Genomic DNA, 1228 nt, shown 5'->3' on the forward strand with positions numbered 1-1228 from the left:
AAGTACATCAAATCCCAATCGTTGAGAGAATGTGGCAAGCTATCGCCCAACAAATCGCTGCAGCCGACCCAAAACCGCTACGCGGTTTCGGTCGGCTGAGCTCAGGCGTTAGGCCTCGCCGAAGCGAAAGATCGCTACTTGAAGTGTTGACGCCTTTGTTTTAAAGTTTCGCGTCTATCTTTCTGATTTTGTTAAAAAATCAGACTTTGATTAATCATGTTAGACGTCAGAGGTATTTTGACTTAAACGCCTCTGAGGTCGAATTAACGTTAGCCACCAAGAAGGTGCCATGAAAACATTTGCCGCATATGTAATTATCGCGTGTCTTTCGAGTACGGCATTAGCTGGTTCAATTACAGAAAATACGTCTTGGAACAAAGAGTTCTCTGCCGAAGCCGTCAATGGTGTCTTCGTGCTTTGTAAAAGTAGCAGTAAATCCTGCGCTACCAATGACTTAGCTCGTGCATCAAAGGAATATCTTCCAGCATCAACATTTAAGATCCCCAACGCAATTATCGGCCTAGAAACTGGTGTCATAAAGAATGAGCATCAGGTTTTCAAATGGGACGGAAAGCCAAGAGCCATGAAGCAATGGGAAAGAGACTTGACCTTAAGAGGGGCAATACAAGTTTCAGCTGTTCCCGTATTTCAACAAATCGCCAGAGAAGTTGGCGAAGTAAGAATGCAGAAATACCTTAAAAAATTTTCCTATGGCAACCAGAATATCAGTGGTGGCATTGACAAATTCTGGTTGGAAGGCCAGCTTAGAATTTCCGCAGTTAATCAAGTGGAGTTTCTAGAGTCTCTATATTTAAATAAATTGTCAGCATCTAAAGAAAACCAGCTAATAGTAAAAGAGGCTTTGGTAACGGAGGCGGCACCTGAATATCTAGTGCATTCAAAAACTGGTTTTTCTGGTGTGGGAACTGAGTCAAATCCTGGTGTCGCATGGTGGGTTGGGTGGGTTGAGAAGGAGACAGAGGTTTACTTTTTCGCCTTTAACATGGATATAGACAACGAAAGTAAGTTGCCGCTAAGAAAATCCATTCCCACCAAAATCATGGAAAGTGAGGGCATCATTGGTGGCTAAAACAAAGTTAAACATCATGAGGGAAGTGGTGATCGCCGAAGTATCGACTCAACTATCAGAGGTAGTTGGCGTCATCGAGCGCCATCTCGAACCGACGTTGCTGGCCGTACATTTGTACGGCTCCGCAGTGGATGGCGG

At 44.1% G+C, this 1228-nt stretch carries 1 protein-coding gene and 1 pseudogene; both read left to right on the forward strand.

Annotated elements, in window-relative coordinates:
* Nucleotides 1-289: 289 nt before the first annotated feature.
* On the forward strand, nt 290-1090 hold the full coding sequence (locus tag ACJHX7_RS26145) for an oxacillin-hydrolyzing class D beta-lactamase OXA-10 (RefSeq protein WP_000846390.1): 801 nt from the start codon (nt 290-292) through the stop codon (nt 1088-1090).
* A gap of 16 nt (nt 1091-1106) precedes the next feature.
* Nucleotides 1107-1228: pseudogene (locus tag ACJHX7_RS26150) on the forward strand (ANT(3'') family aminoglycoside nucleotidyltransferase); the annotation flags it as partial.

The organism is Escherichia sp. WS1451, assembly GCF_046487365.1.
Taxonomy (GTDB): Bacteria; Pseudomonadota; Gammaproteobacteria; order Enterobacterales; family Enterobacteriaceae; genus Escherichia; species Escherichia coli.